Source organism: Candidatus Poribacteria bacterium (assembly GCA_028820845.1).
Classification (GTDB): Bacteria; Poribacteria; WGA-4E; order WGA-4E; family WGA-3G; genus WGA-3G.
The window spans coordinates 1-13,585 of the sequence record JAPPII010000082.1; the positions used below are offsets into that span (position 1 = coordinate 1).

10 protein-coding genes are annotated in these 13,585 nt (G+C 47.5%); 5 read left to right on the forward strand and 5 right to left on the reverse strand.

Annotated elements, in window-relative coordinates:
* Nucleotides 1-146: 146 nt before the first annotated feature.
* The 3 genes from OXN25_16280 to OXN25_16290 form a co-directional block, all read right to left on the reverse strand.
* Entirely contained in the window at nucleotides 147-377 is a 231-nt protein-coding gene (locus OXN25_16280; GenBank protein ID MDE0426410.1) for a type II toxin-antitoxin system HicA family toxin, read from the reverse strand.
* Nucleotides 377-664, reverse strand: coding sequence for a type II toxin-antitoxin system HicB family antitoxin (locus OXN25_16285; GenBank protein ID MDE0426411.1), 288 nt, complete (start codon nucleotides 662-664; stop codon nucleotides 377-379). Before OXN25_16285 ends, OXN25_16280 begins: the two co-directional genes overlap by 1 nt.
* A gap of 118 nt (nucleotides 665-782) precedes the next feature.
* A complete protein-coding gene (locus OXN25_16290; GenBank protein ID MDE0426412.1) occupies nucleotides 783-3,872 on the reverse strand; it encodes an N-6 DNA methylase in 3,090 nt (1,029 codons plus the stop codon).
* Nucleotides 3,873-4,187: 315 nt separating this feature from the next.
* Here OXN25_16290 and OXN25_16295 point away from each other — a divergent pair, with 315 nt between their 5' ends.
* From OXN25_16295 to OXN25_16315, 5 genes are all read left to right on the forward strand, one after another.
* Nucleotides 4,188-5,786 carry a glycosyl hydrolase family 32 gene (locus tag OXN25_16295; GenBank protein MDE0426413.1) on the forward strand — a complete coding sequence of 533 codons (1,599 nt, stop codon included), beginning with the start codon at nucleotides 4,188-4,190 and terminating at the stop codon, nucleotides 5,784-5,786.
* Between the two features lie 213 nt (nucleotides 5,787-5,999).
* On the forward strand, nucleotides 6,000-7,961 hold the full coding sequence (locus tag OXN25_16300) for a hypothetical protein (GenBank protein ID MDE0426414.1): 1,962 nt from the start codon (nucleotides 6,000-6,002) through the stop codon (nucleotides 7,959-7,961).
* A 389-nt stretch (nucleotides 7,962-8,350) separates the two neighbouring features.
* Nucleotides 8,351-9,109 (forward strand): hypothetical protein, encoded by a 759-nt coding sequence (locus OXN25_16305; protein MDE0426415.1) that lies wholly within the window; start codon nucleotides 8,351-8,353, stop codon nucleotides 9,107-9,109.
* A 57-nt stretch (nucleotides 9,110-9,166) separates the two neighbouring features.
* The gene (locus OXN25_16310; GenBank protein ID MDE0426416.1) at nucleotides 9,167-9,355 is read left to right on the forward strand and encodes a hypothetical protein; all 189 of its coding nucleotides are present in this window, start codon (nucleotides 9,167-9,169) and stop codon (nucleotides 9,353-9,355) included.
* Between the two features lie 95 nt (nucleotides 9,356-9,450).
* Nucleotides 9,451-10,620, forward strand: a complete 1,170-nt coding sequence (locus tag OXN25_16315; GenBank protein MDE0426417.1) for a DarT ssDNA thymidine ADP-ribosyltransferase family protein — start codon at nucleotides 9,451-9,453, stop codon at nucleotides 10,618-10,620.
* A 28-nt stretch (nucleotides 10,621-10,648) separates the two neighbouring features.
* Here the strand turns inward: OXN25_16315 and OXN25_16320 are convergent, their stop codons facing one another.
* Both OXN25_16320 and OXN25_16325 read right to left on the reverse strand, forming a co-directional pair.
* Nucleotides 10,649-12,826 (reverse strand): hypothetical protein, encoded by a 2,178-nt coding sequence (locus OXN25_16320; GenBank protein MDE0426418.1) that lies wholly within the window; start codon nucleotides 12,824-12,826, stop codon nucleotides 10,649-10,651.
* A gap of 372 nt (nucleotides 12,827-13,198) precedes the next feature.
* Nucleotides 13,199-13,540, reverse strand: a complete 342-nt coding sequence (locus tag OXN25_16325; protein MDE0426419.1) for an STAS domain-containing protein — start codon at nucleotides 13,538-13,540, stop codon at nucleotides 13,199-13,201.
* Nucleotides 13,541-13,585: the final 45 nt, after the last annotated feature.

Consider the following 13,585-nt stretch of genomic DNA (forward strand, 5'->3'; position numbering starts at 1 on the left):
TGCGAGGTCTCCCGGGCTTAGGGCGTTTCGGGTGTTTCGCTAAACGATAAAAAACTTTGGACAATTTTAAGAATTTCCGTGAGGCAGGTTGAATTGAACGCAACCTTTTTGACACTTGCCTTTAAGTCAGTAATAAAAACAAGAGATTAAATTTCTGCGAACAATTGAAAATATTGCTCTCTGCTCATGTTAACCGTTCGCATGTTATTTCTAATGATGCTGACCGGCACCTCATCATAGTGTGGAATAACAATAGCACGTTTAGCATTTGGATGGTGATAGATGAGATGTGACCCTTTTTGTCTAACGTAGTTACAACCAAATCTTTCAAAAATTTTCACTTGAGTTCGCCAATCTGTTGGCGACAGTTTTGGCATTAGAGACCCCCAAGAGGGACCGTACGTTGATTAAAAGCCACTACCTGTTTGTCAAGCCGAAGGGTCGATTGTGAAGTGTTCAAATCATAGCCCGCCTCCTCCAAAAACGTCTCAAGCGTCCCCAGTTTAATCGTTTCTTCCAGTTGAATTTCGATAACTTCAAAGAGGTTTTTCCGTGCTTCGTCAATATCCCTGCCGCAGCTGACAACATCTAACTCCGGGCAGTAAGCAGTATACATATTCCCCTCTTTCCAAATTTCTTCTGTTACCACTAAATGCTTCATCATCCCCTCCATATTTATCAGACATTACGAAGATACACAAACATATCAGTAAACCCATTCATGGATCCCTTGATAAAGTATACACAAAAAATTTCAAAAAAGCAAGGACTCGGCCTGCAATTCAAACCTCCCCCCACAACATCTTATCAACCTCCGCCATAACCCTAAGCGTCCCCGCCACCGACACCAAAATCGCACGATACCGACGCACATCCTCATGACGCAACACCGCACCGCGCCGATCCCGCAACCACTTCTCACAAACCCGATACGAACCAATCTCGTATGTCCAGACTTCCTCGGGGACATCCGTGAAATACTGAGACGCATTAATCCAAACTTTCTCGTCCACATAACGCACGCGTCCGACAACACCATCCCCTTCACCCTCAAACCGATGCCGCGGCGGAACCGATACATCTTTCAATAAATGCCAATCCATTAGACGCTGCCCCAACACTGCGAGGGTGCGGAACTGTTCAATGTCCTGCGGTAAAGGGATACGCGGGAAATCGTATTTCAGGAAATCGTAATACCGTTCGCGATAGGTCGGACTGTAGAGAACCGCATAGATATAGGCGAGAACCTCCTCCGGCGAAACGCCTTCCGGGAGGTTAAAGGGGTCAACCTGTGGAAGTTCCAACGCCTCCGAGAGTGCAGTCAGAAAGGTGGGTTTGAAATTGAGAGAACGCTCCGTCGAGAGTTCTAATTCTTGAGGATTCGGATACAAATAAAGCGGAAATACATGAGTCGGTCCATCTTTATTTGAAACACAATTCCCATCGGTAATTCTATTGGTAACAAAGACATGCTGCCACGTGGTAGCACTCCTAATGATGCGGTGTGTACAGAGAGCAAGGTTTTCACCTATAAGGAGGTGAAACATGATCACCGGTCGTGGTCTACAGTGAAATCCCCGCGATTGTCCCGTATAGTAGGTCCAGCGTGTGTCAAACGGACGATAATTGATTGGTACAACGTGTTGTTCTGTCTCAGGATGATTTTGAAGGTCTTCTTGGGCGAGACGAATTTGCCAGTCCTTGCTATCCCTTGGTAGTCTATATCGTTGCCGTGCTTCGGATTCAGAAAGTGACACAAAATCAGTAACAGTGGTATGTGCCGCTTCTGGAGTGCTATGAATAGTGAGTCTGTCTCGCGCCGTGATAATCCCGATGGAACTCTCTTGAAAGATGTCGGTTAGTCCCCAACCTATCTCGTATTCTTCTATATGTTGATCGTGACGTGGCACAAAATGATAGAACGTTGAATCAGGAATTAGTTCTGTCCATGTTGTGCTCTGAACATCAGTCTCTGAAAGGGTCGCGTATTTTTCCGCCCGACTTCCCCACAAATCAGCATAATAGATCTTGGATGGCGCATCGTTATCAGCTTCCTTAACACACAACAGAATTGCAGTACCCTGCTGAATATCAAAGACATTCTCATCAGTTTCACCATCAGGAACAATTTCTCCGATTCTGCTGCTACCGTGCAAATTGAAACAATAGATAGTGTTGAAACTGTTCATCAAACTTCGCCGCATACCGCGAAAAATGATACCATACAAAAACCCGTTATTTACAATATAGCCCATAACACCTTCCCCGTTTCGATCAATGCGCCACTGTGCCCATCGGACAAACTTCACATAGTCGCCTTGTAGTGCTTGAAGGTTCTGCTCTGTCATCGGCACACCATCAACACTCCTATAATCTTCCATCAATCGTCCGATAAAATTTAAACTTCCGTCAGGGTCCCGGCTCGGATTGGCAGAACCTCGCTGATAAGGCGGATTCCCAAGAATAACAAGCAGCGGTTCGTCCCGTTTCACCGACAACGCCGCATTCGCCTCGTCAGAGATAAACTCCGCAAAAGGTAACGGAGGCTGCATCTCTGCCAGTTGCTCCAAGGTGTTCGTGAGATAGATACCGAGCCGTTCATCTGCACGCCATCCTTGCGATTGCAAAAACAGACCCAACTTCAGATGTGCAATCGTATACGGCGCGACGAGGAGTTCAAACCCGAAAATCCGTTTAACCAAATCTGCGTTGACATACGGACCCCACTCCCCAGCACCATACGTTTGCGTCACAGACGCTTGGATATGCTCCAACACTGTCAACAAAAAACCACCCGTCCCCGTCGCAGGATCAAGGATGAGCGTACTGTCATCGGCGAGACCGTCCGGTCTATCCAACTCCATTTTCAACAGACTGTCCACAGACCTGACGATATACGAGATAACCTGTGGCGGTGTGTAGTAGACTCCCCGATCCACACGTCGCTGCGGATCGTATTCGGCGAGGAAGGTCTCGTAGAAATGGATAACCGGGTCTTCAAATTGATTCCGACCCGCAAACGCCGTGCGGAGCATCTCCCCTGGAACGTTTCGGAGTAGTGCCGCAATCTCGTCCAGAATATAGGTAACGTTCGCCTCCAAGTTCGGTGAAGCGATGTGATGAAAGAGTTGGATGAGAAACGAGTTTGACCTCGGAAGTGCCTCCGAAGCCGTGTGTCGCGAGAAGTGCGTCGCATTCGGGAGTGTGCAGCGCGCCGCAAACAATCCATACGCAAGCGTCTGTGCATACATATCCGCAAAATCGTCAGGCGTTAACGTAGACAGGAGGAGCTCCTTGAATGCCGAGAACATCCGATAAATATCGCTACCTTCATCGGTAAGCACCGTGGCGACCTGTGTCTGTAACTCCCGCGTCCGTCTGGCAAGGTATCTCGCGAGTGCCTCCGGCGTAGCAATCTGGATAGGTTCAACATTGAGAAACCGTTCCAATAACGTCTCGAACTCTCCAGTGCCATCTGCTATACTCGCTTCTGCCCGCAACCGACCTTCTATCCACAACTGGAAATCGACGAAATTCGTCAGGATGAAGTTATCAAGGTTTTCGGTGAAACGAGCGTTCTGTTCTCTGGCGTGTCCCGTGAGGTTGTTCAGGTCTCTGCCGTACGCTTCTGCTTCAATATAACCGATGGGCAGCAAGCCATCCATCGCGACGAAATCCGGTCTGCCAATCTGATCCAATCGCCTCGGCTCTTGGACGAAGCGGACAGTGTTTCTACGAAAATGGTTAACGGAGAGTTCCTCAAGGAAGGCTTGGAGGTGTGGGAATAGCGAAAGTTCTGGCGTTGCCGCTGCACTCTCTTGTGTGCGGCGTATCCTCTGTAGATAACGGTCACAACGTGTTTGAAAGTTCATGTTTTCCTTAGAAGTCAATCATATTTATCCGATTTTTAATTTTTTTCCAATCCGTTCTCCACATTATACCCGTTTGGCATCTTAAGGACAAGACTTTCTACACCGTTCAACTCTCCCAAAACCTCGCTAAATTACCAAGCCCTTGTGGCTGCCCACTCCCCGCTTGACTTTATACATCGAGTTGCGTATAATTAGGGAGTCCAGTTTGGAAACCAACGTGGAAGAGGTGGAGTGGGTCTGGGTGATCTCAGGGCAGGGCATACCCCCAAATCCAATCTATGAGCATTAAAACGAAGCGGCATGGAGGTTTTGATAATGGAAAATAATGAGAAAGAAATTCTATATAATGGAATTCATCTGCCCGAAGAGTGGCCCCCACGAAATTTGTGTGACACAACCCTTTCACCTATCTCCGTACCCTACTTAGAAAATCCCCCGACAGTTATCTATATAGATAAGGGAAGACAACTGTTTGTCGATGACTTTCTCATTGAAAATACCAATCTAAAAAGGGATTTTCACGAACCACGCTTATATGAAGATAATCCGGTTTTAAAGCCTGAAACGCAACTGGAGATTAATAATGGAAAATGTCCGGTTGCCGCGCCATTCAATGACGGCGTTTTTTATGATCCCGAAGGACAATTATTTAAAATGTGGTATCATGCTGGATGGTTCGATGGTGTCGGTTATGCAATAAGTGAGGATGGCTTACATTGGCATAAACCCATGTTAGATGTAGTGCCAGCCACGAACAGGGTACTCCCGATAAGGAAAGGATATCGGCGAGATGGCGCCGCAGTCTGGTTAGACCCCCAAACAGACGACCCGAATCAAAGGTTTAAAATGTTTGTATACTTCCGTTCCCCTGACTGGTCGGGAGGGGAAGTTTATACCTCATTTGATGGTATCCACTGGGGGCAGCCAGTAAGAACGGGGCCTTGTGGGGATAATACGACTTTCTTCTATAATGCCTTCAGGAAAAAGTGGGTTTACAGTATTAGAACCTCTAATCGGACGCTCGGACGCACCCGAAGTTATCGCGAACACGAGGATTTTATCAAAGGGGCTTCATGGAAGAAGGAAGATGTGGTATTCTGGGCGAGAGCTGATGAACTCGACCCAGCTGACCCTGACCTCGGATACGCACCGCAGCTATATGACGTTAACGCAGTTGCCTATGAGAGCTTGCTTCTGGGCTTGTTCGCAATTTTTAAAGGGCCACCCAATGAACTTTGTGCCATAGGCGGATTCCCGAAGATTAATGAACTGGTCTTAGGTTATAGCCGCGATGGGTTCCACTGGCATAGACCTGTTCGCAGTCCTTTTATAGCCGCATCGCGAAAGGAAGGCACATGGAATAGGGCTTATATTCATGCAGCAGGTGGTGGATGTTTGGTAGTGAATGATAAGATTTACTTTTATTTTGGCGCATGGTCGGGAGAGTCACCTACACTCGGTAGACAGATGTATGCAGGCGGTACGACCGGACTCGCAATACTTCGCCGAGACGGTTTTGCTTCCATGAATGCCGGTCTATCTACTGAATCTTTAACAACGAGACCCGTGATATTTAATAAGGGCAAGCATCTTTTTGTGAATACGAATACAAAAAAGGGTATGCTCCAAGTTGAAATTTTAGACAATCAAGGCAATGTGATTCAGCCATATTCCCATATAAACTGCGTTCCCATAAGCAAGGATACTACCTGTCAATTAGTAAGGTGGAAAAAAGAAGCAGATTTATCTTCTCTGGCGGGTAAGTCGGTGAAATTTAGGTTTTATTTAACAAACGGACAGTTATATTCTTTCTGGATCAGTCCCGATTTAACAGGTGCCAGCGGGGGCTATGTGGCGGCTGGGGGGCCAGGATTTAGCACTGCCATTGATACCGTTGGCACTTGCTGTATCTAAGCATCCGCTCTAAAGTTCTTAAACGTCGTCTGAATCTAATACCATTTCTAATTGTATATCTCTCTTATGTAGCACAAACTGTTAGTTTGTGTCCTGTTGCGCCGCAATGCATAATAGATCACTAATGCGACATCAATTCTCAGAAATGGTATAAGTTTCCACCCCACTTTGCACAACAGGAAATATAGGAGTCCTCTCACTGCACCTCGACAGATGAAGAAGTCAAAACGGTTCGATACTTACTTAAACCCGACGAGCAAATCTGTTGGCGTATCATCGCGGGCAGTTCTCATTGGGCTAATCTGTGCCGCCGGGGAATGTATGATCGCGCCTTACAATGATTACGTGATTCGCAATGTCTTTCTCGCTGGCGGTCATTTTCCTGTCGGTCCATTTTTTGTCCTGACCCTCCTCGTGCTGATTGGCAACCGCATCTTGAGCGCAGTTTCTCCCAAACTCGCACTCTCGGCGGGTGAATTGGTGACGATCTGGTGTATCATGGCAGCCGCCTCCGGCATTCCTTCGACAGGCATGATGAGATATGCCTTTAACCCGCTTGTCGCCTACCAGTATTTTGCAACACCCGAAAATGATTGGCAAGCACTTTTCCATCAATATATTCCCCACTGGCGCGTTGTTCGTGATGAGAATGCTATCAAATCCTTTTATGAAGGCATCTCTTCGGGTGAATCCATCCCCTGGGGGGCATGGCTGATACCTCTATTCGCTTGGACACTTTACGTCTTTGTCCTCTACTTCGTTGTGATATGCCTCTCGGTGCTGCTGCGCAAACAATGGGTCGAGATTGAGCGGTGTAGCTTTCCGCTGGTTGTCTTGCCTGTGGAGATGGCAAATAACCCGCCAGGAGCGAGAAATTCACTCTTCAGGAACAGCGCATTATGGATCGGATTTGCCGTTCCCCTATGCATTCACACGTTGAACGGCCTTCATGCGTTCTTCCCTGCTATGCCGGAATTTCCCGTCCGATTCAATCCCCACCCCTACTTAATGGAAAAGCCTTGGAGTGCACTGAAACCTTTGCAACTCAACTTGTATTCTTCGATAGTGGGGTTCAGCTATTTACTGCCCCTTGAGGTGTCATTAAGCCTTTGGTTTTTCTTTCTCTTCTTCAAACTCCAATGCCTTATCGGTTCAATGCTCGGTTTCCAAATCACCAAAGGTCCAGGCGTGCAACACAACGCGTATTCGTTCAGTGCTTCTCAGGAAATCGGTGCGTGCCTCACCTTTGTCATCTACATCCTTTTCAAAGCACGGCATCACATTAGAAGCATGCTCGTCAGTGCCTTTCGCAAAAGCGAGGACGCAAACGAGGCGATGCCCTCTATTTTGACAATTATCGGTCTCGTCGGCGGGATATTGCTCCTGGCGTATGCAAATCATCTGATGGGAATGTCGTTGGGATTCGCACTGCTTTTTGTGCTCGTGCTTCTCGGAATTTACATTGTCTTGACATGGCAAGTCATCCACGGAGGAATTCCTTTTGTCAATCCTTCGTATTCAGCACATTACGTGCTCTTTACGACGCTGGGTTCGGCGAGAATCAATCCTTCAACCATGACATCGCTGTTTATGCATCCGGTCTCTCTCACGCGCGACTTGCGGGAGATTATGATGCCCTATGTCGTAAACGGTCTCAAGGCGGCCGATGAAGTCAAGGTCAGACGCAGGGGACTGTTAATAGGTATGGGCGCGGCGATGGTTATCGGAACCCTCGTCTCATATTATTCCGTCTTGGAGGTCAGCTATGCACATCGGGCACCGTACACAGGTGGGGCGGGCGACATGCGGTGGCTGACTTCTGTGCTCGTGAGTGCCGATACCGGGACGGACTGGACGAACACAGGGTTTATGGTCGGCGGCAGCCTTTTCATGGGGCTGTTGATGTGGCTGAGAAGGATTTTCGTCTGGTGGCCCCTGCATCCAATCGGGTATACAATGCTGAGTTCTTGGGCCTCATTCAAGCTGTGGCCCTCAATCTTTATAGGCTGGATGATGAAGTATATTCTCGTCAGGTACGGCGGATTGAGAATGTATCGAGGGGCGAGACCGATATTCCTTGGGCTTGTGCTCGGCGAGATGACCTGCGCCGGAATCTGGGCACTTATTGGAATGGCAACGGGCGTCAGCACAGGGTATCGAATCTTGCTGAGTTAAAATAACTATGGTGAATTATGGAAATAAGTTTACATCTTGTAGGGGCACCCCTTGTGGGTGCCCGTAACCTCACCGGTTCCAATTGTAGGGGCACCCCTTGTGGGTGCCCGTAACCTCTCAATTCCAGAAAAAATGAAAAATAAATTTGACTTCTCGAATTATATATGTTATCATATAATAATTAAAATTTTAGAATGTTTTCACATCGGAATGAGCAACCCAAAAACGCGTCGCCTTGAAAAAAAAGAAAATGTTACACTTTTCGCCAAATTATTTTTTTACAACAGCCAATAAAAAAGCCCATGGACCCTTATATCCACTGGGTTCTTTCCCAATAACACCTGTACACAAAATGTTACACCAGTGTAACATTTTTAAGGAGAATTCTCATGAAACTTGAAGAAAAACACAAGGTATTCGTCGTCGAACACTTCGCCAGATTTATGAAACTCACCGACATCGTTGAGGCATTCATGGAAGAGTTTGAAACGGATTTACCAACACCTGAGATCGAAGAAGCACTCAGTGTCCAAGAATTGTTCGAGGGACTCTTGGACGTAGATGAAATCGAGGAGAAGCCGGAATTCATTGAAAAATTCATAGAGGTACACACAGAAGAATTCCAAGAAATGTATGGAGACGAAGCCGATCGGAAGCTCAATGAAAAAGCCCTTGAGGAATATGAGGATGATAGGAAAAGGGAAGCCAGATCTCTCCACAGTTATCGTCAGAGACAGGTAGAAGAAGATCTCCAAAAGCATTTCAAAGAGCTCCAGCAAAACCTATTCAACCGATTCCGTCGACTTGACATCGATCACCCGCAGTTTCCCAAGAAGTACAGCGCGCTCTTTCAGAAAACTCGAAAGGAATACTGCGAAAATTATCGCATCCAAGCCCTCAGCAACCCTCAAAATCTTGCCACAGAATTAGAAACGCTCTACGGCTACCAGAAACAACTCATCTTTCAAGGCGGTAGTCCAAAAGAAGTTACCAAGCACCTAAACTCGGCACACCAAATTCTCAAGACCGTCCTCGCACATAACGCCCTCAACGCAAATCAACCGGTTGAGGACATAACGCCCCAAAACCCAAAGGCACTCAAAGGCTCCCAGAAAGCCTTACCCAAGCCACCTAAGGAGGATAGTTAGCAAACAATACCCGCACCTCAAACCACAGGGAGGATAGATAAGCAGGCGGATTGAACTATGGTAAACCAGATAAATAAACAGACATTTCAGAGAAGACGGGCTGCCCTGCTGCCGCTGGCGAGGTTTCCTAACCTCGCCAATTCAGAGTGTCCAATTAATTCTAAGGTTTACCATAAACGTAGCGAAGGCGAAATACAATTCTCAACCCACTTGACAATGAAAGAGGGAGATGGTATGCTTATTTAAAGCGTGTTAAATTTGGGTACTACCGCTTAAGGTGAGAGAAATGAGACACTTGTGATAAGATTCTTCAGATAGCCAATCTATTGAGGAAGCCAAATATGAGGAATTCAGAGATAAAAGCCCTCTATTACATTACACATATAGACAATCTCCCTTCTATCTTTGAAAAAGGAATTCTTTCTCACGAAAGAATTGAGAAAAACCATGTGCAACCCGAGCGCATTTATAACACAGAGATTGTCAACATAAGAAAGGAAAAAAGGACACCCAATCAGAAAAGTCTCTGGAGTTATGCCAACCTCTATTTCCAGCCGCGGAACCCAATGATGTACCGCGTTGTCCATGAAAAAGGGGTCAGGGATTTAGCTGTCCTCGAAGTTTCTGAAAACATCTTGCAGACCCCCGGTATTTTTATCACTGACGGAAACGCTGCCAATGCACCAACCCAAGTTTATCCGCTTATTGACGGATTAAAGGTGCTTCGACGGCAACGGAAAATTCTGTATAACGAATGGTGGAATACGCTTGACGGGTCAAAGCGGAAGATCATGGCAGAATGTCTGGTACCCGATAGTATTCGCCCAGAATTCATCAATTCAGTTTACGTTGCTGACGAAGAAACCCGAAGGAATGTCTCCGAAAAGATCGGTTCCCGTTCAATTTCTGTCATTCCAGAACCCAACATGTTCTTCCAACCAAATAGACGGAATAGAATTGGAGAGAATATCTCACTCATTGACGGCGATATGTTCTTTTCTACACTACAAACATTGACAATCAGTGTCAATCTCCAGGGCGTGATGGGGAAAGGATTAGCCTCGCGCGCCAAGTATCAATTTCCAGATGTTTACGTCGCATATCAGGATGTCTGCCGGTCAAAACGCGTGACAGCAACAAAACCCTATCTCTATAAACGAGAAGGTTCACTTGATGAGGAATTGGCAGACCACGGTTCAGAACTCCGCACATTGAACGCCGTTAAATGGTTCTTGCTATTTGCAACAAAGCGGAAGTGGAGAGAAAACTCTCGTTTAGAGGACATTGAAGGTGGATTAGACTGGGTACAACGCAATTTTCAAAAGGAGGGAATTGAATCACTGGCAATGCCTGCCCTCGGATGTGGATTAGGTGGATTAGACTGGAAAGATGTCGGACCCTTAATGTGCAAGTCCTTACACGGGATCGGTATTTCAGTCGCAATCTATCTACCGAGAGAAAGGAAAATACCACAGCAATATTTAACTGAATCACATCTCCTTGCCCACTGATTAGCGTTGAGCCTGTCCATGCGAATACTTACATCCGCACATAACGCTCGCGCGGCTCATCCAGATCCACAAGCACCCGTGAACCCACTTGCAGATACCGACCATTCAGCATCACAAATCGAAAGTCCCTATCAGACGGATCCCGGCGTAAAAACAGATATTCCCCGACAAACCTAATATCCGCCGCCGACATCTCCGCCAAACCGTCGTCAGAAATGAGGAACGTGTCCGTTGTGTCGTGAAGCTGCAGCGTGAAACCTGTTGCCAAGACATCCGCATCCGTCCGCACCGGGAGGTCGGTAACAGTCGGATGGACACTAACTTCAGGTCGCATCGGAAATAAGAGTGTATTCACCACCAGCGGGGGTTCACCCTTCTGCCGATAAATAACAGAGCCTTCATCTAACGCGACCGTGAGATCCCTTGCCCCAGCCGCACCGATGAATAGGTTACTCCGGTTCGGTGCCTGCGTCCAAGCATAGCCAGCGTCTGCTGAGATGTGAAGGGGTGTTCCGCGACCGAAACGAAAAACCTGTGCCAATGTCTCCGACTCCGCACCGAGAACGAGATCGTGCAAAACGAAGTATTCACCCTTGAGGTAAAAGATAGCACGTTTGTGGTGAATATCTGAGGCTTGCGAGTTTTCAGAATTCGGAGCTAATACCGACCATCTTTCGAGCCAATCAAATACCGGTGTCGTTATCCACTGCGTCCCAAGCACATCATCGCCTAACAGTGCACTGTCAAGCACACAGACAGAACCCGTCGTCAACTCCCGTCCGTGAGCATAGAGTGCAAGACGTGATATATCCGCTTCATTCGTTTTTGCCTGCGGATGCACATCAAAAAACAGGTATTGGGCATCGGGGTTCCAACCATCTCTCATCACATAAAAGCCAGTCTCAGACAGCGCATGCGAGGTCGTATCGGGATACGGAAAATCGGCACGCTGAAAACCGCTATCAACAATCGTGCAGAGTTCAACGGCATCGAAATTCGGAGCAGGCAAGGCACCCAACGGTGGGAATGAAAAATCAGGTCGACTTAAATGGATACACGCCTCTACCAACTTTTCAGTTACTTCTTTAAAGTAGTAGGCACACTCCGTCGTGCCGTCAACCTCCTGAGAGTAGCAATCGTGAGTCATCGTGCCGTAGCAAGATAGAAATCTGGTAAAATCAGCGATCGCCTCAACTTGGGAACGGAGGGTCCGATCCTTGTGAAAACCGTCGGCATGGAAGAATGCATCAAGGATCCACTGATAGCGACGCAATGCTAAGGTAAGCAGCTCCTCACTGTGAGGAAATTCAGGAAACAGGTGCGCAGCGATACCGATCTCCGTTGTCGCTTGGATCGCAGGGGTCGGGTGGACAGACAACCGAAGTAGACACTCAAGATAGGTCTTAGCGGTGGCATAAGTATCCGATCTTTCCAAGAGATTTACCGCTTTATCTTCAATCGCCGCGTCTAAAAACGCCCGCCGAAACGCAGTATATTCGGATTTCGCAGCAGATATATCGTCTGCTAACAAAGCAGTTTTCACGGCCCCCATTCCCGGAAAATCCAAGTTGAGCGTATCAAAGAAATCGCGATCGTTCAGTGGTAATTTGTATAGGTTTTCGGGCGTGAGATTGCGGTTGAGAACAGTGTTATAGGCGGTAACTGCCCTCTCCAGAATCGGGATATTCCGTTCATTTGCCAACAAGAACGCAACATCAAGCGGGAGCGTAAGGTGGTCATCTGTCGGGGCAGGAGCGACCTCAGCAAGGACAGCCGCAACCCGTCCGAATCCAGCGAGCCGCCAGAGTTCAGACTGTGGCAATGCAGCACAAACGCAACCTACCAATGCCAACGCACTTCCGGCTTCAAGTCTCGGACGCGGTTCACCCTCTGAATAGGCGTAGAGATACTCGGCGTGTTCCAACAGGATACGGGCAAGTTCTGGGTAACCCACATCGAGAAGTGGTTCGTGTGCAGCGACGGCAACCCCTTCAACGATCCGTGAGGCAACCGATTCCAATCGCCATACTGGGCGCTGCGGTGAGAACACAACCGGAGTCGGATTCGCTTCCGCGAAGGTATAGAGTTCCTCAAAATCAGCGATCGGCTCAAGTTGAGCGATGACAGGCAGCTGCCGTGTTGCGAGTTCTTCGGCAAGCAGATGAATATGTTCCGGTCGGACAGTTGTCCATTCCCCAAGCGACATGCTATCACACCTCCCTAACAATCAGTCCGTCTATCATACCAGTATTCCGACGAACCGTCAAGCACGCCATCGTTACCCAGGGCTGTTTAGTTTTAAGGGATAAGTTTACTTACGTAAAGGATTTCTCTTGATGGATGCCCGAATTTATTCGGGGCAGCACACTTTTCCCGAACAAGAATGTAATACAAGGAATGGATTTAGTCTATTCCCAGACTAAATCCGGGCTTCCGGACCTAAATTATTGGAAAACTGAATGGCCCTGTCGTTACCTAAATATAGGAGGGATTTCCTAATCCCGACAGCCAACTGCTAACAGCCAAAAAAAGGGAGTGGCAGAACCACTCCCTTCTCGGATTTAATTGAATTTCAGATTTAGGCAGACAATGCCGTAACCGCAGCGTCCTCGTCGTCGAAATGCTCAAATAGGTTGACCACCCGACTCAGAACGACCAAGTTCTTGATGTTTCTCCCGACGTTGATCGCACCCATACGACCATTCTTGCGGGTCGCAGCAGCGCGTGCTTCCATCAGAGTCCCAAGTCCAGAACTATCAATCACGCTGACATTCTCGAAATTGATGAGAATACGCGGGGCATTAGAAGCCTCTATTTGCGGTAAGATGACTTCCCGTAATTCCGATACGGAGTGTCCGACGATTTTACCACTCGGTTCCAAAATCGAAATGCCATTTTGCTGGCGAATTTGCGTTGTCATTTTTTTACTCCTATTGTTTTTTTTACCAAAACACTGTGAATGTTA